This window comes from Enterobacter sp. MGH 33, from assembly GCF_000534535.1.
GTDB lineage: Bacteria > Pseudomonadota > Gammaproteobacteria > Enterobacterales > Enterobacteriaceae > Enterobacter > Enterobacter hormaechei_C.
This window is the reverse complement of sequence record NZ_KI973212.1, coordinates 4,601,236-4,624,028: the sequence shown is the minus strand read 5'-3', so window position 1 is coordinate 4,624,028 and position 22,793 is coordinate 4,601,236. Positions and strand designations below refer to the sequence as shown.

Below are 22,793 nucleotides of genomic sequence, written 5' to 3'. Positions count from 1 at the left end.
GTTTACAGGATGGAAGCGGTTAGTCCAGCTCTGAGCAGTTGACCAGTTTAAGCGGGTTCACGGAATTCATATTGCGACATTTATCGGTTTCGGTGCTCATCAGTTCAATCCACTGCATCAGCAGCGCATCAAAAATGAAAACAGAGACAGCAAAAACGACCAGCCACCAGTATTTACGAATCATGTGTCATTCCGTGAAAAGAGAGCCTGTAAGTTGCTGGAAATATACACGAAAAGCGGGCGTTGAAAAGTGGGGAAAGAGAAGGTTTACAAAGCATTGACGGTTGCCCGTCCGGACGATAAAAAAGGCGCTTCCCCATGCCGAAGAGCGCCTTTTTAAACAAGCAGTTAGCTAATCGAAATTAGTTCATGCCGTACTGTCAGATTAGCTGTTTTCATGCTTTGGGGTGGTTTTTATATTTTATTTAAAATCAATTAGTTATATGAAATCATGGCTGTATATTGTTCCAGTGCTTTTTGTTGTTTATGCTATTATGCAAGCAATTCTGTATAAACATTTGTATAAACACTTTGGGCTGGGTGGTGGTCTATGGCTGGCGAACTCAACAAACTGAGCGACAGGAAGTTAAAGGGATTACATGGCATCCCGGCCAGTAAGATTGAGTTTTATGCTGATGGTGCCGGGTTGAGTGCTAAGGTAACGAAAGCTGGAGGCATTAGCTGGGTGTTTACTTACCGACTCGACGGGCAGAAGCTGCATCGGCTGACTCTGGGGCGCTACCCTGATATGAGTCTCAAAGAGGCCCGTTCCTCGCGTGATAAATGTCGTCAGTGGCTGGCCTCTGGTAAAGACCCAAAGCACCAGTTGGCGCTAACTACTCAGGAAACGCTTAAACCGGTCACGGTGCAGGAAGCTATCGAATACTGGATACGCGAATATGCGGAAGAAAACCGTGCGAACGTTGAGCGGCATAAAGCGGAGCTGCGCAAACACATTTACCCTTATATTGGGAAAATGGCGCTCGCTGACTGCGAAACCCGCTACTGGCTTGACTGCTTTGACAGGATGAAAAAGAAAACGCCGGTTGCTGCTGGTTATGTATTCCAGATGTGTAAGCAGGCTCTGAAATTCTGCCGCGTTCGCCGTTACGCCGTCAGTACCGCCCTTGAAGATTTGAGTATTCCCGATGTTGGTAAAAAGCAGGCGAAAAAAGATCGGGTATTGAAAGATAAAGAGGTTGGGGGATTGTGGGCTGCTATATCGTCCGGCGATGTTTTTCTGCCTTACTACACAAACTTGCTCAGGATCACCACTTTGTTTGGTTGCCGCACCCAGGAGGCCAGATTATCCGAGTGGGCTGAATGGGATATGGATGCATGGGTATGGACTGTTCCGAAAGCGCATAGTAAAGGTGGTGAAAAGATTGTGCGCCCAGTTCCAGAGGCGATGCGTTCATTTATTGAAGTTCTCCACGATGAAACAAAATCATCCGGCTACCTTCTTGGGGTTGTGAAGAATAGCGAAGCGGTTAGCCAGTGGGGCCGTAGTGTTTATAAAAAACTGGGGCATTCTGAACCTTGGACATTACATGATCTACGGCGAACGCTTGCAACTCATATGAATAATATGGGTATCGCTCCGCACGTTGTCGAACAGTTGTTGGGGCACTCAATGCCGGGAGTTATGGCGATTTATAACCGTAGTCTGTACTTGCCTGAGAAATTGGATGCGTTGAATAAATGGTATGACAGACTTGATATTTTATCAGGTGGATTCACTAACATTGTTTTGTTGAATAGGGCTGAATAATGACTAGTTTTCTAAAATTGGGTATTTTCGAGCGAGAAGCCAAAGCCCCGGAACTCAATATTAAACAACTTGCACTACTTATGTGTGGGGTAGATCCGACAGTTAAAACTGCTGATATCCCTGAGGCGAAAGTTGAAGCTTACAATATATACTATCGACAACTGAGTAGATGGTTATCAGCATCTAAATTATTTCGAGGTGGAAACTCAACAGCCTATCCCGCAGACTATATGTTTGCTCTGGCATATCCTCTTATTGATGAAGATATTACACCACAACCCATAAAGGACAGATGCCTTGCGGCGGTGGCTATAATTGCTAATCAAAACAAAGGAAAAGAGCATCTTTATGCTATGGGAGGGGATGAGCTTTTACAGGTCGGAATTGCATTGAAAAGCAGCAAACGCGGCTTGCATCGTAAAGAAGATGAAAAGGAATATAATGATAAATTAATGGGGATGCTGGTCAAGCTTATAGCACATAAGATAGGCCATTCGTTTGGCACCTCTAAAAAACCAAGCATCTCGGCTATTTTAAACGAACTATATAAATTAGCTGATGAGGAAGGTATATCTAAAACTGGATTATCCAAATCAGCAATATATGATAAAATTCGCAAGGCATTAAATTCGATTTATTATACGGAATGAATATTATTTTGCAGTGTTAGTGGGTATTATTTATATTTCATGTGAAAATACTAATTAATTATATTTGTTGGAGCTTTTGGCGATTCTATGATCGCCAAGGAGATTCAATTGTTATATTTGATGTTTATTACAGTTACATTCAACAGCATTCAACAGCATTCAACGACACGTAATGACACGTAACGGCACCCGACAGCACCTAACAATACCTAGCTCCATCCACGGTCTCTACTAGGTCATTACTTGCTAACTTTTTCCATCTTTGTTCATGGTTATTCATCACTGTTCATCAGCGTTCATCATTGTTCATCTTTGTTATGAACAATCCAAGGCGAATCAAATCGTTAGAGAACGGTGATCTTCGGCGAGTTATTGAAATTCATGATTTTTTCTCTCGCGACAGCCGTTGAAATTACTGTGGAAATTGTTTTCAACAGGGGAGCGTTATCTTGATGGAATTTCTATCTTTCAATGGAATTGCGTGTTCTTTTAAAGGATTCCAGAATCAATGGAAATGCTGGTCGTTTATCCACTAATCTCTTCGCATAACATTGAAACAGTGGAGGCAGCATGCAAAATATAACCTTTACCCCGCCAAATCCTGAACAGCGCCGCACCCTTTTAGAAGAGTACGGCTTTAAGTTTGATCGCCGAATCCGTGAAGATGAATGCAGCGAGATCACCAGTCTTTCCCGTTCCAGCCGCTGGAAGATGGAGCAGCAGGGGCGCTTCCCTCCGCGCTGTCACTTTGGCCGCAATAGCTGTGCTTGGCTTCTTTCGGATGTGCTCTGGTGGGTTCGTAATCCGCCAGCAGTAGAGAACGTCAATAACCCATACAGCCGTAAATCTGCTTAATTAACCACAGGTAATCTGAGATGAAAAAGATTAATGCCCTCCACGGGCAGGGATTCGCTCACCCTGTAGCCAGCCAGCACGATATTTCAGCGAACCGTAAACAGGTTATTTCCGGTGACTGGTCGCCCATTAATCGCGGTGAATTTACGCTTGCCGATCTGGGGTTGCGCCACAACGGTAACGGGCTGGTGTGGCTGCGTTCCGGCGTGTCCGTGCATGAGGCATACCATGATGCAGGGATAAGCGGCAAGGACAAGACCAAAGGAAGGGTTAATGGTCTTCCTTTTGAATTTGTCGGCCAGTGGCAGGAATACCCGACTAAACGCAGCTTTGCCGTTTCAGTATCTACGGAACTACGCCGCCAGTATTACCCGGACGATGCCACTTTTGGTAAGGCGATGCGTGAGGCGGGTTATATACCCGTGCGCACCCGTAAATTGACCGGGAAGCTGGCAAGTTACTGGCTGTATCGAGTAACGGGTGATGATAAGGGGGTATGCACAGCAGAACCCACGCTCCGCAAGGCTTCCGAGCCAGTTGTCCAGACCATATCTAAGCCTCATCCGTGGTTTAAGCGTGTGGCACTCGATGGTAAATGGCAGTACGTCTACGCAGATCACATCCGCTTTCTGACTAAAAAGCGTCATCGCGTCGATGGTGTTCGGGTTCAGGGGTATACCGCTGGCGGGCTGAAAGTGGAGGCTATTGTATGACAGGCAAAACAAAGGCGGCCATGCCGGGCCGCCTGAGTCTCAACGCTTTACTGAAACATCGCCAGATTACCAGGCTTGCCGCTGGTGGTCAAACTTTGCACTCGCCCGTTTTGGCGAGGTCAAATTATCACCAGGGATTCAAAATCCGAGCTGGAGTTCAAAATCTGCGCTCCCCCGTTTGGGGGTGCTCAAATCATGATGAGGCAGCCGCAAGCGATTTGCATAACTCAATCATGGTTGCGCAGAATTTGAGCCGACGAAATCCGTACGCACAAATTAACCGCGTACGTTTAACGTACGGAGATCGAGACAAAGGCGAACAGTATTCGGGTTCATGGCAAAACAACGTTAAACGTGGTTTAGAGGCTCCGACGAAAAACGTAGAGAGCTGCGAAGATAACCAACCCTCTTTAAGAGGGGAGCCTCTGCACAACTCATTAATAGTTGCGCAAAACAGACCCTTTTTAAGAGGGGCAGTCCACAGCATTACGGGGAGTAACCCTGTTCAGCTTTCAGGTTCCGATCTGGCTTTCTTGCGCTGCTCAGATTTGAGTTTGCGCCCGCAGGCATCCAGAACCCAAGCAGAGAAATTAGCACCGGAGTTATCTGCCTTCTCCCGTTCTACGCTTGCGTCAATCTCTTCAATCAGGTCATGCGGAAAGCGGATTTTTTTAGTAGCTGATTTTGCATTAACGGACTTGGTAGCCATAAGTCTTCCTCAAATTAGTGTGGGAACACCATACATTAAAAAAGAATGCAAAAACAGTCTTGACGTGTGGCCGCACTTTAAACTAGATTGGTGTGGCCGCACCTTGTTTTCTCGATGCGGAAATAGCGAAGCCCGGCAGTGCGCTAACACTAACCGGGCCTCTTACCACAACGTAACTGAGGCTTACATCATGGCTTGTATACAGCATACCCAAACTCGCCCCAAATATCAGTATCGATTTCTGGCCCTCAGCGCCACTGAAAGCAACGTCATTCACATCACCGCTACCACTGAGCGCGAAGCCCGTGAGCAATCACCGGCAGGCTGCGTGATGGTATTCGCTGGCCGTCTGCCAGTTCGGGAGGCTCGCTATGCGTGAGCCAATCAGCTTAGACAAGGCAGAATACAAATCAGCGCTGGCTGCTTCACTTTTCGAAACCATTTTGGAAAAAGCCTGTGCTGAGTGTTCGGAAACCCTGCTGAACCATATCTCACTGGCATGTGACCTTAATCAGGAAATTCACCGGGCATTAATCGCCGAGCTGGGTATGGGAGAAGCGAAATGAGACAAGTTCCTTTTGAAGTCCTGATGCACGCTGAAAATGCCCTTTCAGAGAGTGAGTGCGCAATGTCTGTGCTGAGCATGTGGATTGACAGCATTCCCGACGGTGAAGAACACCGTGAGGAAGCGTGCCGTGTCGGAGCAATTATGTCTCTGCTGCACAAATCTATCGGCGAGCTGGTGAAGGCGCGGGAGGCTTACAGTGCAAAATGACTTTGTAAGCGATGTACGCAGCAAGGCAAACGGCTACTGGCCGTCAATACTGGAGCGCCTGGCGATTCCGACGAATCGCGGTGAGGGGCCGTGTCCGGCGTGCGGCGGCAAAACCCGCTACCGGTTCGACAATAAAGATAACCGGGGAACCTATTTCTGTTCGCACTGTGGCGCGGGTACCGGGCTGGATCTGGTGATGAAGGTCAATCAGTGCGGTGCGAGAGAAGCGGCTGAGATGGTGGCCGAAGCGATGGCGCTGCCTATGCCGGAACCGAAGCCAGCCAGAGAAAAGCCTCAAACGGATATCGCCGGGAAAGTTGCGGCGCTGGCTGCTAAAGCCTCTCCGGGGCAGTCTGCTTACCTTACATCAAAGGGGCTTCAATGCCCCTTCCCGATGCTGACCGATGGGTCGCTGCTGCTGGTGCTGAAAAACGGTGCTGGCGCGACGACAGGCGCACAGGTGATTAAGCCTGATGGCAGTAAGCGGCTGGTGGCCGGAACGGTGAAGAAAGCCTCTTTTGGTGTGGTTAATTCCGTTGAATTGACGGAAACGGTGATTATCGCCGAAGGGCTGGCAACGGCGCTTTCAGTTCAGCAGTTCCGCCCTGATGCGACAATTATTGCAGCGATTGACGCCGGGAATCTGCTGCCAGTTGCGCAGGTGATGCGACAGCGTTACCCGAATGCGCAGATCATCATCGCCGCAGATAACGACATTAAGCCGGGAGAGCCAAACACAGGCAAAGGGGCTGCAGAGAAAGCCGCTAAAGCTGTCTCTGGCCGGGTGGCTTTACCTCAGTCTGAGGAAAAGGCCGACTGGAATGATTTTCACCAGCAACACGGGCTGGAAGCAGCCGCAGCAGCATTTAATGATTCGATGTACCAGCCGGAGGGCGAAAAGGTGGTGGTAAAACTTAAGTCTATTGACGGCGGTAAAAAAGAGCAAAAATCAGCTCTGCAAGGTGACGAACTGAAACCACGCGTGGAGAGCCGTAACGATGGCTTGTACTGGATTACGCCAAAGGTGGACAAGGACAGCGGAGAAATCATCAATAACGAAGCGTGGCTTTGTTCGCCTCTTGAGGTAGTTGGTTCAGGTAGTGACGGGGCAGAACGCTATCTTGTTTTGCGCTGGCGTTCGCCGCGTGGCCACGAAGATATTACCAGGGCGATCCCTTGCGCTGATGTTGGAGAGCGTGAGGGATGGCGCTCACTTAAAGCTGGAGGGGTTAACGTGACCACTAAAAACACCTTTCGTGCCATTCTGGCCGATTGGCTGCAGCAGTGTGGATCTGGTCAGGAATGGATTATCACTCATACCACTGGCTGGCATAATGGGGCATATATCATGCCTGATGGCGAAGTTATTGGTGATCCAGAGACACCCATTCTCTTTAATGGTCGCAGCGCTGCATCTTCCGGTTATGCCGTTTCTGGTACGGCTGAGGGCTGGCGGGATTCAGTGGCTTATCTGGCCGGTGGCAACCCATCAATGATGCTGGGAGTGGCGGCGGCATTATCCGCGCCGCTTATTGGGCTGGTGGGTGCTGATGGTTTCGGTGTCCACTTGTTCGAGCAGTCGAGCGCCGGTAAGACCACTACAGCTAATATTGCGAGCAGTCTGTGGGGAGAGCCGGATGCTCTGCGCCTAACGTGGTACGGTACTGCGCTTGGTATCGCTAACGAAGCGGAGGCGCATAACGACAGTCTGTTACCGCTGGATGAAGTGGGGCAGGGGAGCAGCGCCAAAGACGTTGCCACTTCGGCATACACCTTGTTTAACGGTGCTGGAAAGCTGCAGGGAGCCAAAGAGGGCGGCAATCGGGAGTTGAAACGTTGGCGCACTGTAGCAATCAGTACCGGGGAAATGGATATCGAGACGTTTCTTTCTGCTGGTGGGCTAAAAGTTAAGGCAGGCCAGTTGGTTCGCCTGCTGAATATCCCTATGGAGAAATCGACGGCCTTTCATGGCCTGCAGAACGGCAAGGCTCATGCTGATGCACTGAAGCAGGCATGGATTGAAAATCACGGTGCAGCGGGCCGAGAGTGGGTTAAATGGTTGGCGGCTCACCAGAAGGAAGCTAAACAGGCCGTACATGACGCCCAGACGCGCTGGCGCGGACTCATTCCGGCTGATTATGGCGAGCAGGTGCACCGCGTGGCAGAACGCTTTGCAATCCTTGAAGCTGCGCTGGTGACTGGTGCATCAATCACCGGATGGGATGAACAGGCCAGCCGTGATGCTATCCAGCATAGCTTTAATGCCTGGGTGAAAGAGTTCGGAACGGGAAATAAAGAGCACCAGCAGATCATCGAGCAGTGCGAGGCGTTTCTTAATGCTTATGGTCTGAGCCGGTTCGCCCCTTTGCCTTATGATCCTGCAAGCCTGCCAATCAGTAATCTTGCCGGGTATCGTAAGCGTAAGAGCAACCATGATGATGCGCCCATGGTGTTCTATACATTCCCTGCAACGTTTGAGAAGGAGATAGCGCAGGGATTTAATGCTAGGCAGTTTGCCCGTGCGCTTGCCGCTGCCGGTTTGCTCTCTGAGCCATCAAGTGGGAGAGGATATCAACAGAAATCACCGCGAATTGATGGGCGCCAAATCAACGTTTATGTACTTCAACAAGTTGCAGAAGAAGGGGCGGAATAAAATACACATGTGAGGATTGTTATTGTTGGTTCAGTTGGTTCAATGATTGTTAATTACATTCATGTTACTGTTTTACATAGGGTTTATGTCTAATAATTGAACCAATACTGAACCAACAAACGGCTATTTTGAACCAACATGTTCCGCTATTGAACCAACCCCCTTTTCTGGCTGGCCTGTAAATATTTGCCACTGAACCAACATAAAAATAGCATTTGTTGGTTCAAAAAGGGGCTTTGTTAGTTCACTTAATGAAAATAATGCCTTTAAAAACAATAATCTTTACAAATTGAACCAACTGAACTGACTGAACCAACATAGTTTTGCATCTATACACAAAAAATAGAGGATGTTATGGACAAAAAAAGCAGTGATGACCTGGTATATTCGAAGGTGCTGATCCAGAAACTGGTTGAGCACAAAGATATGTTTGGGGTTCCAGACAGCAAAACGGATTTGCAGCTTATGCCGCTTAGCGAATACCGGGAACTGGTGAAGCGAGAAGCTTTCTTTTTTGTGGATCACAATGGTTTCCTGCGCCATCAATTTTCTGGTGATGTTATGGCTGCCAGCAAAGAACAACTGGATATCCTTATCGGCGAATTGAAAGCGAAGCGTGAGCTGCTTGATGATGCTCTGGATTGCGCTAAGGAATAATTTTGTAAATTATTCGTACTCATGTTTACCCGTGATTACCCCTGTCTCTGACGGGGGTTTTCTTTATATTTTTCATGTATATCTTGAAGAGTGGCACTCAGACGTGAGCCGCCACTGGCCGTTAAGTCAAGCTGTAGCGAGTACAGCCTGCGAGAGGCAGAAAAAGATTTAACGGCCTCCCCTCCAAGCGCTGGTTTCACGTCTCTACGTTAATTGATACGGAAACCACTCCATGAAGAAACTACTCGAATTACGCCAGCAGAAAGCCGCACTCAAAACACAGATGCGTTCCATGCTGGACAAAGCCGACACCGAAAAGCGCAGCCTGAACGAAGAAGAGGGCAAAAAGTTCGACGAACTCCGCGCCCAGGCTGATGCGCTTGAAGTTGAAATCACCCGCCTTGAAGCCGTCGCCGACGATCAGCGCAATCTGCCTGGTACTTCCGTCGAAGGTGAGCCAGTAAGCAACGACGAGCTGCGCCACTACATCATGACAGGTGATACCCGTTCTCTCTCCACGCTGGTGCAGGCTGACGGCGGTTATACCGTTATCCCTGAGCTGGACAAAGAGATTATGCGCCAGTTGCAGGATGATAGCGTGATGCGCTCCATCGCAACGGTGAAGACCACCAAAACCAACGAATACCAGAAGCTGGTATCTGTGGGCGGCACTACCGTTAATCGTGGTACCGAAGGTGAGGCACGTACCGAAACCAGCACGCCGAAGATGGAACGCGTTGATATCAAACTCAACCCGATCTACGCCTACCCGAAAACCACTCAGGAAATTCTCGACTTCTCCGAGGTGGATATTCTGGGCTGGCTGTCTTCTGAAATTGCCGACACCTTCACCGCTACCGAAGAGAGTGACTTCGTAAACGGCGACGGTGATAAAAAATCCAAAGGCTTCCTGTCTTACCCTCGCGCGGCCACTGCCGATAAAACCCGTCCTTTCGGTACGCTGGAGAAGATGGAAGCCGCTGACGTTTCCTCTGATGGTTTGATCGACCTGCTGTATAAGCTGAAAGCCAAATATCGCAAAAACGCCGTATGGGTGATGAACTCCAACACCGCCGCCAAACTGCAAAAGCTGAAAAATGGCAACGGGGATTACATCTGGCGCGATCGTCTGGTTGCCGGTTCCCCCGATACGCTGCTGGGCCGTCCTGTTCAGTATCTGGAAACCATGCCGGATGCGGAGGCGGGTAAAGCGTTCCTCGCTGTGGGCGACTTCAAGCGCGGCTATTTCATCGTGGATCATACCACTGGCGTGCGTACCCGCCCTGACAACATCACCGAACCGGGTTTCCTGAAAATCCATACGGACAAGTATTTAGGTGGTGGGGTGGTTGATTCCCGTGCAATTAAAATTCTCGAAATGTCAGGTTCAGGCTCCTGATTAACAGGGGCTTCGGCCCCTTAATCTTTTGGTGGTTAATTATGAACGAACCTGAGAAAGAATATTTTAATTGCTGTCTGGCTTACCAACCCAACGGCTCACTTATCTGGAAACAAAGACCTGAAAGCCATTTTTCTAGCGTTGCTCAGGCCAAAACATGGAATGCGCGGTACGCCGGAAAGTCTGCTGGTTGTTATTCCAATGGTTACAGAGTTGTTTCTGTAAATAAAAAACTGCAACTGGCGCACCGGGTTATCTGGATTATGCATTTCGGCTCTATACCCGCCGGAATGGAGGTTGATCACATTAACCATGTTAAAAGTGACAACCGGATAACGAATTTGCGGCTGGTTACTCATGCCGTGAATCAGAAGAATTTATCTATCCAGAAAAATAACACCAGCGGCATGACAGGCATACGCCGTGATAAGCGAAGCAATAAATGGATAGTCCAGATTAAACCTCGCGGACAAAAAACAAAACATATTGGCTCGTTCGATGAATTAGATCTTGCCATTTCAGCCCGGAAAGCTGCGGAAGTTAAGCATGGCTTTCATAAAAATCATGGGAGCCTGAATTAACAATGAAAACAATCGATTTTGAAATCCGTACCTCTGAGCTTACCGCCAAAGAGCGCAAGCTGGTGGGCTATGCCGTGCGCTGGAACAGTCTCTCAGAAATTATCTGGGATGAATTCCGGGAACAGTTCGCGCCGGGGGCGTTTAAAGACAGCCTGGCATCTGGTAGCGATGTGCGTGCGCTGTATGAGCATAACTACACCCAACTACTGGGACGCACTAAATCCGGCACGCTGGTGCTGTCCGAAGACGATACCGGGCTGCGCTTCGAGCTGACCCCGCCGAATACCCAGCTTGGGAATGATGTACTGGAGCTGGTGGAGCGCGGTGACATTTCCGGCATGAGCTTTGGTTTCCGTGCGTCAAAAGATTTCTGGGATACAGCGAAATTACCTTACACGCGAACCGTCATCACTGCTGAACTACGCGAAATCACCGTTACTTCTATGCCTGCTTACCCTGAGTCCGGCGTGGAAATTGCGCACCGTTCTCTGTTCTCCCAACATCCTGAACTGCGCCGCGCTGGTGATAACCGCCGACGCTGGGCTGACTTAGCGGGGCTGTGATATGTGGAATATCTGGCCTTTTGGCCGTAAATCTGAGCCATCCGAACAGCGCAGCATGACGATTGATGAGTTTCTGGCGATGGCAGGGATTCCAAATACCGGATCAGGCGAGTATGTGTCTGCGGGTACTGCGGAATCTCTGCCGGCGGTCATGAACGCCGTATCAGTTATCAGTGAGGCGGTGGCAACAATGCCATGCTATCTCTACCGCGTCCGTAATGATAATGGTCGTGAGGCGCGAGAATGGCTGAGTAATCACCCGGTGGATTTTCTCCTGAACGAGCAGCCGAACGACTGCCAGACGCCTTATCAGTTTAAACGCACGATGATGCGCCATTGTCTGCTGAACGGTAACGCCTATGCGGTGATCCAGTGGGGCCGCGACGGCCAGCCGCAATCCCTGCACCCGTATGCGCCGGTGGCGGTTGTTCCTGAGCGTATCGGCCAGCATAAGTACAAATACACCGTTACAGAGCCGTTTACCGGGGCTGTGCGCACCTATCTACAGGAAGAGATTCTGCACCTGCGTTACTTCACCGATGATGGCTTTCTGGGGCGTTCGCCTATTACTACGTGCCGTGAGGCGCTGGGGTTAGGTCTGGCCCAACAGCGCCACGGTGCCAGCATTATGAAAGATGGCATGATGGCGGCGGGCGTCGTCACTACTGCTGAATGGCTCGACAGCGTGAAGGGTAAGCAGGCTCTGGACGCACTGGAGCGCTACAAAGGTGCCAGAAATGCCGGGAAAACGCCGATCCTTGAAGGTGGCATGGACTACAAGCAGCTTGGCATGAGCAATCAGGATGCCGAATGGCTGGCGTCGCGCCGGTTCTCCATTGAAGACATTGCCCGCATGTTCAACGTGTCCCCCATCTTCCTGCAGGAATACAGCAACAGCACCTACAGCAACTTTAGTGAGGCGAGCCGCGCATTTCTCACCATGACGATGCGTCCGTGGCTGGCGAACTTCGAGCAACAAATTAAATCCGCGCTGCTGGTGGCCTCTCCCGTTCCGGGAACCCGCTATCAGGTGGAGTTTGACTCTGCTGACCTTCTCCGTGCCACACCTACCGAGCGTTACGCCACTTATGAGCGCGGTATCAAGAACGGGATTATGAACCCGAACGAAGCCCGTGAGCGTGAGGGTATGCCGCCGCGTGAAGGTGGTGACGAATTCAGTCAGGCATGGAAGCAGGAAGTGAAGATCAGTAAAGATAGCAAGGACGGTGACTTATGAGAGCCGGAGGACTGAGAAGCCGCGTCACTATCCGGGTATTCACTACCGACCGTGATTCAACTGGTCAGGTTATTCAGGTGTGGGAAGACGGGGAAACCATCTGGGCTGAGGTTAAGGGGATCAGTGGTCGTGAACTGGTGGCGGCTGGTGCTGAGGTTGCCGAAGCAACGATCCGTGTCTGGGTGCGTTTCCGTCGAGATATTACTGCTGCCAACCGTCTGAAGGTGCTGACTGGCCCGTTTGCCGGGGCAACGCTCAACATCATTGGACCACCGATACCGGACTCAGGCATGACGCATCTTGAAATTCTCTGCAAACAGGGGACCGAGAAATGACAACTGAAATCACCCTGGCTGAAGCAAAGCTGCATTGTCGTATTGATGGCAATGATGAAGACACGCTGATACAGGCGTACATCGATGCGGCGCTGGAGGTTTGCCAGAAGCATATCGGTAAGCGATTTGATAACGGTCTGGAGTTTACCCCCGCTATCAGGATCGGCTGTCTGATGTACGTCTCTCAGCTTTATGAGTACCGCACGATGATTGGCGACACTGAGGCGAAAGAGGTTCCGCTGGCTATATCTGCATTGTGGTCGGTCTATCGTGATGTGGGGGTGTACTGATGCCGTGGCAGCCAATGCGCCGGTGCACCGAACCGGGATGTAATAAGCGGGTAAGGTCCGGCAAGTGTGACGAGCACAGGCGGGAAGCGTGGCGGGAGCAGGATGCCAGACGCGGCCATCGGCGCGCCCGTGGTTACTCTGCCTCATGGGAGAAGTACCGCGCTCAGTATCTGAAACGTCACCCCCTTTGTGTTGAGTGCCAGAAGCTGGGCCTCTACGTTCCTGCAAAGATTGTCGATCACATCATCCCTATCAATGGCGGTGATGATGTTCTGTTCTGGCCGGAGTGGAACCACCAGCCGTTATGCCAGACACATCATAACCAGAAGACCACGCAGCAGGACCCCATCACCAAAGCGAATCGTAAAGCAGGGCTCTACATCGAGCAGGAAGAGCGGGCAGCACAGCGTAATAACTGGATGTATGAGGCCAGCGATGAATGAGAAAGACGTGGTGAATCTGTATCAGTCACTGGCCCGATGCCGTGATGGCTTTGTGCGGGCCCGCACCAGACGCAATGAGCGCCAGCCAGTGAAGCGCATGAGCGAACGTGAGCGGGAGGTGATGGAATGCTTCCGCAACCGCTGACAGGCCGCAAGGACGGGGTGGGGGAGGTTTTCAGGACAAAACCCCAGCCGCAAGGCACCACCCGCCCCCTCAAATTTTTACGCACGGTGATTTTTTTGGAAATAAAACGCGATGGAAACGAGAAATTTTTATGGCAAGACCACCCAAACCGCCAGCCTACCTTGATGAGTTAGCCGCGCAGCAGTGGAAAGCGAAGGCAAAGCAACTGGCCGAACGCGGGGATCTGACTCCCGCCGACTGGAACAACCTTGAGCTTTTTTGTGTCAACTATTCGATGTACCGGAAAGCAGTTGAAGACCTTGCCAGCCGTGGATTCAGCATTGTGAACAGCCAGGGCGGCGAGAGCCGGAACCCGGCGCTGAGCGCAAAGGCCGATGCTGAAAAAATCATGATTAAAATGTCGTCGCTGCTGGGCTTTGATCCGGTAAGCCGCCGCCGGAATCCGGTAGAAACGGAAGAGGAAGACGAGCTTGACCGTCTGGAATGAGTACGCAAATGCGATAAAAACGGGCGAAATTCCGGCCTGTAAGCGTGTAAAACAGGCCGTGGAAAGGTACTTTTCAGACCTGAATGACCCCCGTTATGAGTTCGATACGGCGACCGTAGAGCGGTTTATCGCCTTCTCCCGGCTCTGTCCACACGTCAAAGGCCCGTTGCGTGGCCAGCCAATCGAGCTGGAGCCTTGGCAGCAGTTCGCCTTTGCTAATCTGCTGGGCTTTAAGGTCAGGGAGTCAGGCCGCCGGAAGTATAGCAGCGCTTTTATTGAGGTGCCGCGCAAGAACGCCAAATCCACCGTAGCTGCCATGCTGGCTAACTGGTTTCTGGTGATGGAAAAGGGTCAGCAGGATATCTACACGGCGGCGGTAAGCCGGGATCAGGCCCGTATCGTGTTCGACGATGCCCGCCAGATGTGCCTGCTGTCAAAACCGCTGAAAAAGCGCGTCAATATTCAGGCGCATAAGGTTATTTTTCCGAAGAGCAACAGCCTGTTAAAGCCGCTGGCGGCGAAGGCGGCCACCATTGAGGGAACTAACCCCAGCCTGGCGATTGTCGATGAATACCACCTTCACCCGGATAACGGCGTTTATTCCGCACTTGAGCTGGGCATGGGCGCACGTCCGGAGGCGGTTCTGTTCGCCATCACCACCGCCGGGAGTAACGTTGTCTCCGCCTGCAAACAGCATTACGACTATTGCTGCCAGATTCTGGCCGGGGAAGAGGGAAACGATTCGCTGTTTGTCCTGATCTACGAACTGGACGACGAAAGCGAGGTGGATAAGCCGGAAATGTGGATCAAGGCTAACCCTAACCTGCATGTGTCTGTTGACGCGGCGAAGCTGGAATCCACCATCCAGAAAGCGCGGGGCATACCGTCGCAATGGGTGGAAATGCTGACCAAACGTTTCAATATCTGGTGTCAGGGCTCCACGCCGTGGATGGGGGCCGGGGCATGGGATGCCTGTGCGATCGACTATACCGAAGACGATCTGGCCGGAATGGAGTGCTACGCCGGGTTTGACCTGTCCTCAACCAGCGATATCACCAGCGTGAGCTACGCTTTCCCGTTCGACAGGGAGATCAGGCTCCTGACCCGTCATTATCTGCCGGAAGCGCAGCTACTTAACGTTGCTAACAAAAACCGCGCCATCTATCGCCAGTGGGTAAAAGCGGGCTGGATACGAACCACCCCCGGCGACTGTATCGACTATGACCGCATCCGTGACGATATCCTGCGAGACGCTGAAACATTCAATATCCGGCTGGTGGGCTTTGATACGTGGAACGCCACACACTTGCGCACTCAGTTGCAGGGGGCTGGCCTCGATGTGGAGCCGTTCCCGCAAACCTATCTGAAATTCAGCCCGGTAGCGAAATCTTTTGAGGTTTTTGTTAACCGCAAGGTGGTGCGTCATCGTGGCGATCCGGTTCTGGCCTGGGCGATTGGTAACGTGGTGATGGAGTCCGACGCCAATGCCAATATCAAACCCAACAAAAAGAAATCCTCCAACAAGATAGACCCGGCGGTTTCTGCACTCATGGCGTTCGGCACATTCCAGGCAGAACACGAAGATTTTGCATTCGATATGAGCGATAGCCATAAGCAGCGACTTGCCGAATTTACCGGGATTTGAATATGCTTAAACACAAGAAAATTGAGTCTGTGATCGACGAAATGGCACGTCAATTGGGCCATGAACTTAACGGGCAGGATAAGCTGGTAATCCGCACTAAAACAGCTATGGTGTTGGCCGCTAAACAGCGGCACCGCCAGCGCATGGAAGCGCCACCCTATCAGTGGCGAAAGCCAGATAAATTAAGGCGTTGAAAGAGGTTCACCCCCTATAAAGCACCAGTATTGTTCTGGTGCTTTTTTGTTTGTTCAGACAAAACTGTATAAACATCTGTATAAACATTAATAAAAAAGGCGCTATCCCATGCCGAGTAGCGCCTTTTTATTCAATAACATAGCTGAAATCTATCAGTTCATGCCGTATTTTTTCAGTTTCTTACGCAGGGTACCACGGTTGATGCCCATCATCAGGGCAGCGCGGGTTTGATTACCACGGGTGTATTGCATCACCATGTCCAACAGTGGCTGTTCAACTTCAGCCAGTACCAGCTCATACAGGTCATTAACATCCTGACCGTTCAGTTGAGCAAAATAGTTCTTCAGTGCCTGTTTAACCGAGTCACGCAGGGGCTTTTGAGTCACCTGATCCTGAGAGTTAACGGTAGAAACGGTCAGTACGTCAGAATTTACGCGTTGTTCGAACATAGTTCTGTCAGCTCTTTATTTCATTACGCAAGATTTTCGAAGTATGCCTCCAACGCCTCCAGCTGTTCGCTGGCATCCTCAATGGCGTTGAATGTGCGCCGAAACTGGTCATTTGGAGCGTGCTCCTGGAGATACCAGGAGACGTGTTTACGCGCAATTCGGTACCCTTTTGCCTGGCCGTAGTGGTCATGCAGTTCCCGAACATGCGAACAAAGCAAGCGCTTAACCTCTGCCAGAGGCAGTGGGGCAAGCAGCTCCCCAGTGTCCAGATAATGCTGGATTTCCCGAAAGATCCAGGGTCTTCCCTGAGCGGCACGTCCTATCATCAGAGCATCAGCTCCCGTATAGTCGAGCACAGCTCTGGCTTTAAGCGGGTCAGTAATGTCGCCATTCGCGATAACCGGAATGGAAACTTTCTGCTTAACTGCCCGAATGCTGTCGTATTCAGCTTCACCGTTAAACAAACAGGCGCGAGTGCGTCCATGTATGGTCAGGGCCTGAATGCCACAGTCTTCGGCCAGTTGGGCAATCTCTACGCAGTTACGGTGTTCCGGCGACCAACCCGTGCGAATCTTCAACGTAACAGGAACGTCCACTGCGCTGACAACCGCCGTCAGGATTGACTTCACCTGGTCGGGGTATTGCAGAAGGGCTGAACCTGCAAGCTTGCGATTCACCTTTTTGGCCGGGCAACCCATATTGATATCAATAATCTGGGCGCCACTTTCCACGTTAATACGCGCGGCATCTGCCATCTCTTCAGGCACGCTTCCGGCAATTTGCACGGTGCGGATACCTGGTTCATCAATGTGCACCATCCGTAGGCGGGACTTATCGCTTTCCCAAACCTGCGGGTTAGACGACATCATCTCGGAAACGGTCAGGCCTGCTCCCATCTCGTAACACAGCGTCCTGAACGGCCGGTCGGTAATACCTGCCATTGGGGCTGCGATCAGGCGATTTCTGAGCTGGTGGTGTCCGATGCGCATGAGTTAAGAAATGACCATACTGTGACTGCAAGGCGGCGTATATTACGCATTTTTTGCACGAGATGAAAGGCCAAACTTTGAACAATCCTCTGTTGTAGATCAAGGAATCGCCAGTCATTCTTTTTGGATAAGATTATTCGCTTTTTAAATCATTGTGTTATGAATAAATGAACATTTTGTGGGCGCTTACAATTTCCCGTAACTTCTCATCATTTCTGAATAAATGAATCAATTGTCCGGGATAATCTGCTGCTATAAGCAGCAGATTATGGCGCTTCTTTGCGATCTGCGTCGCATTTCAGCACAGGATATCAGCGTAAAAAAATCGACTTATTCAACAACCAGACGGCCATGAAGCGGTTGAACCGGGCGGCTGTTTTCATGGTGCATGGTGTGAGTGAATTTTTGCAGCTGTTCAGCAGAGACGGTCAGCGGGTGCTTGAGCACCAGCCATGTCACCCCTTCTGAACACGGTGGCGTGGTCAGAGAGCCGCTAAAACGCCAGTAGGTTTTATCCGTGGGCAGTAATTTATTCATATCGAGGGTTGGCTTAATCGTGACGTTCTGGTCAACCTGTCCAGGCATCACGCCCCAGAGTTTATCCAGTTCAGTGTTTGCCGCGCCCTGATCGAACATAACGGCAACGACCGTCAGTTCGCCGTCAGCGTTTTTATGGACCAGATGCATTTCCATTGCGTATTTTTTACCGTGCACCGTGTTTTCGGATGGCGCATGGAAATGGAACTGCTGTAACGTCCAGCGCTGTTTATCAAGCGTGATGCTGTCGCGTGTATCGGCATTTTCACTTGCCTGGATAGTATGGCCGTTGTTTGTCAGAATGACCGGGCCGTCGATATAGTGCGTTTCCAGCGGAGAGATGTGGGCTTTGACCGTGTTATCTATGTTGACCGGCGACTGATACATTCCGCTTTTACACGTCTTGTACGCCTCGTCCAGTTCGCCCCAGTGTTCCGGTGCGCCTTCTCCCTGATAACTCCAGTGTGATGCGTAAGCCGTAGCCGAAATCATGCTCAGCGCCAGCAGCGCTGCCTTGCCTGAAATGTGTTTCATCATATTCTTCCTGTGAATTTTATTATCCAAATCAACAATTAACATTATTATTTGTGCGGTTATTTTATCGAAGAAAGGAAGAAGGCGGGAGAAAAAACCGAAGGGAAAAGGCGTGGTCAGACGACCACGCCAAACGCTTATTTTTTACGGCCGGTGATGCGACACCACTCTTCTTTTTCGACCACCGGGTCGAGCGCGAAGAGATCGGCGTAGGCTTCACAGACGCTGTCTGCCTGGCTGGCAAGGATACCGGACAGGCCCAGCAGACCGCCTTCAACCGGCAGCACGCTGATTAACGGTGCCAGCTCGCGTAACGGGCCAGCCAGGATATTCGCGACCACAACATCGGCTTTCATCGCCTCTGGCTGTGCATCGGGCAAATACAGTTCAAGGCGATCGGAAACGCCATTACGCTCGGCGTTATCACGGCTGGCCTGAATCGCCTGCGGATCGATGTCGATCCCGATGGCTTTTGCCGCGCCCAGTTTCAGCGCCGCGATAGCAAGGATCCCGGATCCGCAACCGAAGTCGATCACGGTTTTGCCTTCCAGATCCAGGCCATCCAGCCATTGCAGGCACAGGGAGGTTGTCGGGTGGGTGCCGGTGCCGAACGCCAGACCCGGATCCAGCATCACGTTGACGGCGTTTTTATCGGGAACTTCACGCCAGCTTGGGCAGATCCACAGACGCTGACCAAACTGCATCGGATGGAAGTTGTCCATCCACTCGCGTTCCCAGTCTTTGTCTTCCAGCTGTTCAATTTTATGCGCGAAACCCACGCCCAGCAGCGGATGGTTTTCCAGAATCGCCACGACCTCTTTCATGTCGGTTTCTGCATCGAACAGGCCGATAACGTCCGTATCACCCCACAGGCGCGTTTCGCCTGGCAGCGGCTCAAAGACCGGCGTGTCATGCGTGTCCTGGAAGGTGATAGAGACCGAACCGGCCTCCATCAGCGCATCACTCAGTTCTTCGGCGTTCGCGCCGGTTGTGTTCAGTTTTAATTGGATCCACGGCATGGCAAAACTCTTTATTTATCAGTAGAAATCAGGGCAGTTTGTGGCACCGGTCGACCAAAACGGTTTCCCACCACAAACGCCAGTAAACTTACCAGTAACGAAGGCACGATCGGATGGAAGCCCAGATACTGAATTTTAAACGTGGCGAGAACGGCATACAGGACGCCCCCGACAATCATGCCGCTTAATGCACCCGCGGCATTCGCGCGTTCCCAGTACAGCCCCAGCACCAGCGGCCACAGGAAAACGGCCTCCAGCCCACCAAAGGCGAGCAGGTTCAACCAGATGATCATCTCCGGTGGACGCCACGCGGCCAGCAGCAGCAACGCCCCCAGCACCAGGGTAATCACCGCCGACATACGCTTGAGGCGTCGCTCATTTTCGACCTGTTCAGGGCGCAAATTCAGATAGAGATCTTTAATGATCGTAGCGGAACTTTGCAGCAACTGAGCGTTGATGGTCGACATAATGGCCGCCATGGGTGCGGCGAGGAAAATCCCGGCGGCAAACGGCGGAAGCACTTTCACCATCAGGGTTGGAATGACCAGATCCGGTACGGTAAGGTCAGGGATCACCGCGCGTCCCAGCGCACCCGCCAGGTGCATACCGAACATCAGGATCGCCACCACAATTGTCCCGATAATGATCCCGCGGTGCACCGCTTTGCTGTCTTTATATGAGATGCAGCGCACGGCGGTATGCGGCAGGCCAATCACGCCAAAGCACACCAGTACCCAGAACGAGGTCATAAAGGCTGGAGAGAGGATGTCATCCGCCCCCTGCGGTGAGACCAGTTTCGGATCGATCGCTTCCAGGGTTTCAACCGCATGGCTCAGGCCCCCTGCGGCATGCACGATACCCACCAGCAGAACGAGGGTGCCAATGAGCATCACCATCCCCTGCATCGTGTCGTTGAGTACGCTGGCGCGGAACCCGCCAAATGCGGTATACAGCGCGATACTCACACCGAAAATGACCAGGCCCGTCTCATAGGGGATCCCGGCTGCCGTCTCCAGCAGTCGCGCCCCGCCGATAAACTGCACCGTCATTGCGCCAATAAACGCCACCAGCAGACTCAGGCTTGCCAGCCATACCAGCAAGCGACTCTGATAGCGGGCAAACAGCATATCGTTCAGCGTTACGGCATTGTAGCGACGGGCCAGAATGGCAAACTTTTTACCCAGTATGCCCAGAGAGAGCCAGATGGCAGGCAGCTGGATCATGGCCAGCAGTACCCAGCCCAGCCCGTACTTATAAGCGGCGCCGGGGCCACCGATAAACGAGCTGGCGCTGATGTACGTGGCGGTCAGCGTCATGGCCAGCACGACGCCACCCATAGAGCGGCTCCCGAGGAAATACTCGTTCAGAAAGGTGCCGGTCGAACGTTTACGCATCGCATAAACCGACAGGCCAAACACCAGGAACAGGTAAGCGATAAGGGGCAGAATGACTTCAAGCTGCATCATCGTCCTCCAGTGAAATATCGCGATAGATGAATTTCACCATCGCCCAGCACAGCAGGATAAACACCAGCGGCAGCAGCAGGCAGGCCATTTCAAACCAGTGCGGGAGGCCGGTAATGCCAATCGCCGAATCAGGTAAGTAAGCAGTTACTAACCATGCGGCGAGATAGAGAAGGGTCAGCCACAGCGCCCAGCGCGCTTCTTTATGGGCCTGAACAAAACGTTTGTCCATTTTTTGTCCCTTGTGGATGAAGAAAGCGGGGATTGTACATGATGGGGCTTAGCGATCCCCAGAAATAAAAAAAGGCCGGATAATCCGGCCTTTTAGCAACACTGGTCTCTTACTTCTCGTTCAGACCGAGTTTTTTCTCCAGGTAGTGGATGTTAGTCCCACCATTCTGGAAGTGCTCGTCGCTCATAATGCGCATCTGGAGATCAACGTTGGTTTTGATCCCGTCGATGATCAGCTCCTGAAGGGCGTTCTTCATGCGGGCAATGGCCACGTCACGGTTTTCGCCGTAGCAGATCAGCTTACCGATCATTGAGTCATAATACGGCGGTACGGTGTAACCGGCGTAGATATGGGACTCCCAGCGCACACCAAAGCCACCCGGCGCGTGGAAACGCGTGATTTTACCCGGGCTTGGCAGGAAGGTATTCGGGTCTTCGGCGTTGATACGGCACTCTACCGCATGGCCTTTAACCACAACTTCTTCCTGTTTGATGGACAGCGGCTGACCGGCTGCGATACGCAGCTGTTCTTTGATCAGGTCAACGCCGGTGATCATTTCGGTAACCGGGTGTTCAACCTGAATACGGGTGTTCATCTCAATGAAGTAGAACTCGCCGTTTTCGAACAGGAACTCAAAGGTACCCGCCCCGCGATAGCCGATATCGACACACGCTTTGGCGCAACGCTCACCGATGTAGCGACGCAGTTCAGGCGTAATGCCCGGCGCTGGCGCTTCTTCGACCACTTTCTGGTGACGACGCTGCATGGAGCAGTCACGTTCTGCCAGATAGATTGCGTTACCCTGACCGTCAGCCAGCACCTGAATTTCGATGTGGCGTGGGTTTTCCAGGTATTTTTCCATATACACCATGTCATTGCTGAAAGCCGCTTTCGCTTCCGCTTTGGTCATGGAGATGGACTGCGCCAGTTCAGCATCGCTGCGTACAACGCGCATACCGCGACCGCCGCCGCCGCCGGACGCTTTGATGATCACCGGGTAACCAATGCGTTTAGCATGGGCGCGGTTAGCATCCATATCGTCGGTCAGCGGGCCGTCAGAGCCCGGTACGGTTGGCACGCCGGCTTTTTTCATCGCGGTGATGGCAGACACTTTGTCACCCATCAGGCGAATGGTGTCGGCTTTCGGGCCAATGAAGATAAAGCCAGAGCGTTCAACCTGCTCAGCAAAGTTGGCGTTCTCAGAGAGGAAACCATAACCCGGATGAATCGCGACCGCGCCAGTGATTTCGGCGGCGCTGATGATCGCCGGGATGTTCAGATAGCTTTTTACGGACGGAGCCGGACCGATACAGACCGTCTCATCCGCCAGCAATACGTGTTTTAAATCGCGATCCGCGCTTGAGTGCACGGCCACGGTCTTGATGCCCAGTTCTTTACAGGCACGAAGAATACGCAGTGCAATCTCGCCACGGTTGGCGATAACAATTTTATCCAGCATGTTCGCCT

At 51.7% G+C, this 22,793-nt stretch carries 29 protein-coding genes; 20 read left to right on the top strand and 9 right to left on the bottom strand.

The window, feature by feature from the left end; translation table 11 throughout:
• Positions 1 to 19: 19 nt before the first annotated feature.
• Positions 20 to 184, bottom strand: coding sequence for a DUF2556 family protein (locus L379_RS02550; protein ID WP_003860373.1), 165 nt, complete (start codon positions 182 to 184; stop codon positions 20 to 22).
• Between the two features lie 366 nt (positions 185 to 550).
• Between L379_RS02550 and L379_RS02555 the strand changes: the two genes are divergently transcribed.
• From L379_RS02555 to L379_RS26365, 4 genes are all read left to right on the top strand, one after another.
• The gene (locus L379_RS02555; RefSeq protein ID WP_032655311.1) at positions 551 to 1,771 is read left to right on the top strand and encodes a tyrosine-type recombinase/integrase; all 1,221 of its coding nucleotides are present in this window, start codon (positions 551 to 553) and stop codon (positions 1,769 to 1,771) included.
• Positions 1,771 to 2,421 carry a hypothetical protein gene (locus L379_RS02560; RefSeq protein ID WP_004149995.1) on the top strand — a complete coding sequence of 217 codons (651 nt, stop codon included), beginning with the start codon at positions 1,771 to 1,773 and terminating at the stop codon, positions 2,419 to 2,421. The genes L379_RS02555 and L379_RS02560 overlap by 1 nt, the downstream gene beginning before the upstream one ends.
• Before the next feature lie 570 nt (positions 2,422 to 2,991).
• Positions 2,992 to 3,276: a helix-turn-helix transcriptional regulator gene (locus tag L379_RS02565; protein WP_019077824.1), complete on the top strand. Its 285-nt coding sequence runs from the start codon at positions 2,992 to 2,994 to the stop codon at positions 3,274 to 3,276.
• Between the two features lie 20 nt (positions 3,277 to 3,296).
• Complete coding sequence (locus L379_RS26365) at positions 3,297 to 3,989, top strand: hypothetical protein (protein WP_228100615.1); 693 nt, start codon at positions 3,297 to 3,299, stop codon at positions 3,987 to 3,989.
• Between the two features lie 505 nt (positions 3,990 to 4,494).
• On the opposite strand, the gene L379_RS0124335 is transcribed toward L379_RS26365, so the two are convergent.
• Complete coding sequence (locus tag L379_RS0124335) at positions 4,495 to 4,698, bottom strand: YlcI/YnfO family protein (protein ID WP_032655308.1); 204 nt, start codon at positions 4,696 to 4,698, stop codon at positions 4,495 to 4,497.
• A 190-nt stretch (positions 4,699 to 4,888) separates the two neighbouring features.
• Here L379_RS0124335 and L379_RS25365 point away from each other — a divergent pair, with 190 nt between their 5' ends.
• The 16 genes from L379_RS25365 (at position 4,889) to L379_RS02635 (ending at position 16,102) form a co-directional block, all read left to right on the top strand.
• Positions 4,889 to 5,077, top strand: coding sequence for a host cell division inhibitor Icd-like protein (locus L379_RS25365; RefSeq protein WP_071992893.1), 189 nt, complete (start codon positions 4,889 to 4,891; stop codon positions 5,075 to 5,077).
• Positions 5,070 to 5,264, top strand: a complete 195-nt coding sequence (locus L379_RS02570; protein ID WP_032655305.1) for a hypothetical protein — start codon at positions 5,070 to 5,072, stop codon at positions 5,262 to 5,264. Before L379_RS25365 ends, L379_RS02570 begins: the two co-directional genes overlap by 8 nt.
• Entirely contained in the window at positions 5,261 to 5,473 is a 213-nt protein-coding gene (locus L379_RS02575; RefSeq protein WP_032655302.1) for a hypothetical protein, read from the top strand. The genes L379_RS02570 and L379_RS02575 overlap by 4 nt, the downstream gene beginning before the upstream one ends.
• The gene (locus L379_RS02580) at positions 5,463 to 8,126 is read left to right on the top strand and encodes a TOPRIM and DUF927 domain-containing protein (RefSeq protein WP_032655299.1); all 2,664 of its coding nucleotides are present in this window, start codon (positions 5,463 to 5,465) and stop codon (positions 8,124 to 8,126) included. The genes L379_RS02575 and L379_RS02580 overlap by 11 nt, the downstream gene beginning before the upstream one ends.
• Before the next feature lie 354 nt (positions 8,127 to 8,480).
• Positions 8,481 to 8,783 carry a hypothetical protein gene (locus L379_RS02585; protein WP_050597050.1) on the top strand — a complete coding sequence of 101 codons (303 nt, stop codon included), beginning with the start codon at positions 8,481 to 8,483 and terminating at the stop codon, positions 8,781 to 8,783.
• Positions 8,784 to 9,015: 232 nt separating this feature from the next.
• On the top strand, positions 9,016 to 10,182 hold the full coding sequence (locus tag L379_RS02590; RefSeq protein ID WP_032655297.1) for a phage major capsid protein: 1,167 nt from the start codon (positions 9,016 to 9,018) through the stop codon (positions 10,180 to 10,182).
• A gap of 41 nt (positions 10,183 to 10,223) precedes the next feature.
• On the top strand, positions 10,224 to 10,763 hold the full coding sequence (locus L379_RS02595; protein ID WP_032655295.1) for an HNH endonuclease: 540 nt from the start codon (positions 10,224 to 10,226) through the stop codon (positions 10,761 to 10,763).
• Between the two features lie 2 nt (positions 10,764 to 10,765).
• Complete coding sequence (locus L379_RS02600) at positions 10,766 to 11,326, top strand: HK97 family phage prohead protease (protein ID WP_032655293.1); 561 nt, start codon at positions 10,766 to 10,768, stop codon at positions 11,324 to 11,326.
• A 1-nt stretch (position 11,327) separates the two neighbouring features.
• Positions 11,328 to 12,563 (top strand): phage portal protein, encoded by a 1,236-nt coding sequence (locus tag L379_RS02605; RefSeq protein ID WP_032655290.1) that lies wholly within the window; start codon positions 11,328 to 11,330, stop codon positions 12,561 to 12,563.
• Complete coding sequence (locus L379_RS02610) at positions 12,560 to 12,898, top strand: phage head closure protein (RefSeq protein ID WP_032655287.1); 339 nt, start codon at positions 12,560 to 12,562, stop codon at positions 12,896 to 12,898. Before L379_RS02605 ends, L379_RS02610 begins: the two co-directional genes overlap by 4 nt.
• Positions 12,895 to 13,188, top strand: coding sequence for a head-tail connector protein (locus L379_RS02615; RefSeq protein WP_032655285.1), 294 nt, complete (start codon positions 12,895 to 12,897; stop codon positions 13,186 to 13,188). Before L379_RS02610 ends, L379_RS02615 begins: the two co-directional genes overlap by 4 nt.
• Positions 13,188 to 13,631, top strand: coding sequence for an HNH endonuclease signature motif containing protein (locus tag L379_RS02620; protein ID WP_032655283.1), 444 nt, complete (start codon positions 13,188 to 13,190; stop codon positions 13,629 to 13,631). The genes L379_RS02615 and L379_RS02620 overlap by 1 nt, the downstream gene beginning before the upstream one ends.
• Complete coding sequence (locus L379_RS26140; RefSeq protein WP_162184623.1) at positions 13,624 to 13,776, top strand: hypothetical protein; 153 nt, start codon at positions 13,624 to 13,626, stop codon at positions 13,774 to 13,776. Before L379_RS02620 ends, L379_RS26140 begins: the two co-directional genes overlap by 8 nt.
• 130 nt (positions 13,777 to 13,906) lie before the next feature.
• On the top strand, positions 13,907 to 14,263 hold the full coding sequence (locus L379_RS02625) for a phage terminase small subunit P27 family (RefSeq protein ID WP_000113647.1): 357 nt from the start codon (positions 13,907 to 13,909) through the stop codon (positions 14,261 to 14,263).
• Positions 14,247 to 15,908, top strand: a complete 1,662-nt coding sequence (locus L379_RS02630; protein WP_032655279.1) for a terminase large subunit — start codon at positions 14,247 to 14,249, stop codon at positions 15,906 to 15,908. The genes L379_RS02625 and L379_RS02630 overlap by 17 nt, the downstream gene beginning before the upstream one ends.
• 2 nt (positions 15,909 to 15,910) lie before the next feature.
• Positions 15,911 to 16,102 carry a hypothetical protein gene (locus tag L379_RS02635; protein WP_001549737.1) on the top strand — a complete coding sequence of 64 codons (192 nt, stop codon included), beginning with the start codon at positions 15,911 to 15,913 and terminating at the stop codon, positions 16,100 to 16,102.
• A gap of 153 nt (positions 16,103 to 16,255) precedes the next feature.
• On the opposite strand, the gene fis is transcribed toward L379_RS02635, so the two are convergent.
• The 7 genes from fis to accC all read right to left on the bottom strand — a co-directional run bounded on the left by fis (position 16,256) and on the right by accC (position 22,785).
• Positions 16,256 to 16,552, bottom strand: coding sequence for a DNA-binding transcriptional regulator Fis (gene fis / locus L379_RS02640; RefSeq protein ID WP_000462905.1), 297 nt, complete (start codon positions 16,550 to 16,552; stop codon positions 16,256 to 16,258).
• A 23-nt stretch (positions 16,553 to 16,575) separates the two neighbouring features.
• Positions 16,576 to 17,541 (bottom strand): tRNA dihydrouridine synthase DusB, encoded by a 966-nt coding sequence (gene dusB, locus L379_RS02645; protein ID WP_015572023.1) that lies wholly within the window; start codon positions 17,539 to 17,541, stop codon positions 16,576 to 16,578.
• A 330-nt stretch (positions 17,542 to 17,871) separates the two neighbouring features.
• On the bottom strand, positions 17,872 to 18,612 hold the full coding sequence (locus tag L379_RS02650) for a carbonic anhydrase (RefSeq protein WP_017382702.1): 741 nt from the start codon (positions 18,610 to 18,612) through the stop codon (positions 17,872 to 17,874).
• 137 nt (positions 18,613 to 18,749) lie between these two features.
• Positions 18,750 to 19,631, bottom strand: a complete 882-nt coding sequence (prmA, locus tag L379_RS02655; RefSeq protein WP_015572021.1) for a 50S ribosomal protein L11 methyltransferase — start codon at positions 19,629 to 19,631, stop codon at positions 18,750 to 18,752.
• Between the two features lie 11 nt (positions 19,632 to 19,642).
• Positions 19,643 to 21,094, bottom strand: a complete 1,452-nt coding sequence (gene panF / locus L379_RS02660) for a sodium/pantothenate symporter (protein ID WP_032655273.1) — start codon at positions 21,092 to 21,094, stop codon at positions 19,643 to 19,645.
• Positions 21,084 to 21,326 carry a YhdT family protein gene (locus L379_RS02665; protein WP_003860385.1) on the bottom strand — a complete coding sequence of 81 codons (243 nt, stop codon included), beginning with the start codon at positions 21,324 to 21,326 and terminating at the stop codon, positions 21,084 to 21,086. The genes panF and L379_RS02665 overlap by 11 nt, the downstream gene beginning before the upstream one ends.
• A gap of 109 nt (positions 21,327 to 21,435) precedes the next feature.
• Complete coding sequence (accC, locus tag L379_RS02670) at positions 21,436 to 22,785, bottom strand: acetyl-CoA carboxylase biotin carboxylase subunit (RefSeq protein WP_003860388.1); 1,350 nt, start codon at positions 22,783 to 22,785, stop codon at positions 21,436 to 21,438.
• Between the last annotated feature and the right edge of the window lie 8 nt (positions 22,786 to 22,793).

What these genes read in the sequence shown, in the direction of transcription:
- L379_RS02635 (WP_001549737.1), top strand. Translation starts at nt 15,911, where the DNA reads ATGCTTAAACACAAGAAAATTGAGTCTGTGATCGACGAAATGGCACGT.
- L379_RS02605 (WP_032655290.1), top strand. Translation starts at nt 11,328, where the DNA reads ATGTGGAATATCTGGCCTTTTGGCCGTAAATCTGAGCCATCCGAACAG.
- L379_RS26140 (WP_162184623.1), top strand. Translation starts at nt 13,624, where the DNA reads ATGAATGAGAAAGACGTGGTGAATCTGTATCAGTCACTGGCCCGATGC.
- L379_RS02650 (WP_017382702.1), bottom strand. Translation starts at nt 18,612, where the DNA reads ATGAAACACATTTCAGGCAAGGCAGCGCTGCTGGCGCTGAGCATGATT.
- prmA (WP_015572021.1), bottom strand. Translation starts at nt 19,631, where the DNA reads ATGCCGTGGATCCAATTAAAACTGAACACAACCGGCGCGAACGCCGAA.
- L379_RS02610 (WP_032655287.1), top strand. Translation starts at nt 12,560, where the DNA reads ATGAGAGCCGGAGGACTGAGAAGCCGCGTCACTATCCGGGTATTCACT.
- L379_RS02585 (WP_050597050.1), top strand. Translation starts at nt 8,481, where the DNA reads ATGGACAAAAAAAGCAGTGATGACCTGGTATATTCGAAGGTGCTGATC.
- L379_RS02600 (WP_032655293.1), top strand. Translation starts at nt 10,766, where the DNA reads ATGAAAACAATCGATTTTGAAATCCGTACCTCTGAGCTTACCGCCAAA.
- panF (WP_032655273.1), bottom strand. Translation starts at nt 21,094, where the DNA reads ATGCAGCTTGAAGTCATTCTGCCCCTTATCGCTTACCTGTTCCTGGTG.
- L379_RS02575 (WP_032655302.1), top strand. Translation starts at nt 5,261, where the DNA reads ATGAGACAAGTTCCTTTTGAAGTCCTGATGCACGCTGAAAATGCCCTT.
- L379_RS02550 (WP_003860373.1), bottom strand. Translation starts at nt 184, where the DNA reads ATGATTCGTAAATACTGGTGGCTGGTCGTTTTTGCTGTCTCTGTTTTC.
- L379_RS02665 (WP_003860385.1), bottom strand. Translation starts at nt 21,326, where the DNA reads ATGGACAAACGTTTTGTTCAGGCCCATAAAGAAGCGCGCTGGGCGCTG.
- accC (WP_003860388.1), bottom strand. Translation starts at nt 22,785, where the DNA reads ATGCTGGATAAAATTGTTATCGCCAACCGTGGCGAGATTGCACTGCGT.
- L379_RS02590 (WP_032655297.1), top strand. Translation starts at nt 9,016, where the DNA reads ATGAAGAAACTACTCGAATTACGCCAGCAGAAAGCCGCACTCAAAACA.
- L379_RS26365 (WP_228100615.1), top strand. Translation starts at nt 3,297, where the DNA reads ATGAAAAAGATTAATGCCCTCCACGGGCAGGGATTCGCTCACCCTGTA.
- L379_RS0124335 (WP_032655308.1), bottom strand. Translation starts at nt 4,698, where the DNA reads ATGGCTACCAAGTCCGTTAATGCAAAATCAGCTACTAAAAAAATCCGC.
- dusB (WP_015572023.1), bottom strand. Translation starts at nt 17,541, where the DNA reads ATGCGCATCGGACACCACCAGCTCAGAAATCGCCTGATCGCAGCCCCA.
- L379_RS02570 (WP_032655305.1), top strand. Translation starts at nt 5,070, where the DNA reads ATGCGTGAGCCAATCAGCTTAGACAAGGCAGAATACAAATCAGCGCTG.
- L379_RS02625 (WP_000113647.1), top strand. Translation starts at nt 13,907, where the DNA reads ATGGCAAGACCACCCAAACCGCCAGCCTACCTTGATGAGTTAGCCGCG.
- L379_RS02620 (WP_032655283.1), top strand. Translation starts at nt 13,188, where the DNA reads ATGCCGTGGCAGCCAATGCGCCGGTGCACCGAACCGGGATGTAATAAG.
- L379_RS02555 (WP_032655311.1), top strand. Translation starts at nt 551, where the DNA reads ATGGCTGGCGAACTCAACAAACTGAGCGACAGGAAGTTAAAGGGATTA.
- L379_RS02565 (WP_019077824.1), top strand. Translation starts at nt 2,992, where the DNA reads ATGCAAAATATAACCTTTACCCCGCCAAATCCTGAACAGCGCCGCACC.
- fis (WP_000462905.1), bottom strand. Translation starts at nt 16,552, where the DNA reads ATGTTCGAACAACGCGTAAATTCTGACGTACTGACCGTTTCTACCGTT.
- L379_RS25365 (WP_071992893.1), top strand. Translation starts at nt 4,889, where the DNA reads ATGGCTTGTATACAGCATACCCAAACTCGCCCCAAATATCAGTATCGA.
- L379_RS02595 (WP_032655295.1), top strand. Translation starts at nt 10,224, where the DNA reads ATGAACGAACCTGAGAAAGAATATTTTAATTGCTGTCTGGCTTACCAA.
- L379_RS02560 (WP_004149995.1), top strand. Translation starts at nt 1,771, where the DNA reads ATGACTAGTTTTCTAAAATTGGGTATTTTCGAGCGAGAAGCCAAAGCC.
- L379_RS02615 (WP_032655285.1), top strand. Translation starts at nt 12,895, where the DNA reads ATGACAACTGAAATCACCCTGGCTGAAGCAAAGCTGCATTGTCGTATT.